The organism is Aeromonas sp. PrichA-15 (genome assembly GCF_017939245.1).
Classification (GTDB): Bacteria; Pseudomonadota; Gammaproteobacteria; order Enterobacterales; family Aeromonadaceae; genus Aeromonas; species Aeromonas caviae.
The window spans coordinates 1-341 of the sequence record NZ_JAGKRH010000366.1 but is presented as its reverse complement, the minus strand read 5'-3'; the positions used below and the strand labels follow the sequence as shown (position 1 = coordinate 341).

Below are 341 nucleotides of genomic sequence, written 5' to 3'. Positions count from 1 at the left end.
ACCGCCTCATCGGTCACCTCGCGATCACGCACATAGACACGGGCCTCCGCCTGCATCTCGCAGGCTCGCAAAGAGACCTGGCGGCCCACAGGGGCAGACTTCGGTACCGGATTGCGCTGCAGGATGGTGGCCTTGACCTCGGCCGGGCGTGGGGCGAACTGACGACCGGCGTCATCGGCCAGTTCCAACACCGCCTCGCGGATCTGCTGGGCGGTGAACCCGCGCAGTTGAACACCCCAGGCCATGGCCACGCCGCGGGCATTGGCATCCAACTGGCTGGCACTGGCGGGCCAGCATCCGGCCATCAACGGCAGCAGCTCGTCGGCCAGGAACATCGACAT

At 67.2% G+C, this 341-nt stretch carries 1 protein-coding gene; it reads right to left on the bottom strand.

Annotation, left to right across the window (positions count from 1 at the left end; genetic code table 11):
• On the bottom strand, window positions 1–341 hold a 341-nt coding region (locus J9889_RS23240; protein WP_210558370.1), incomplete at both ends, for a hypothetical protein.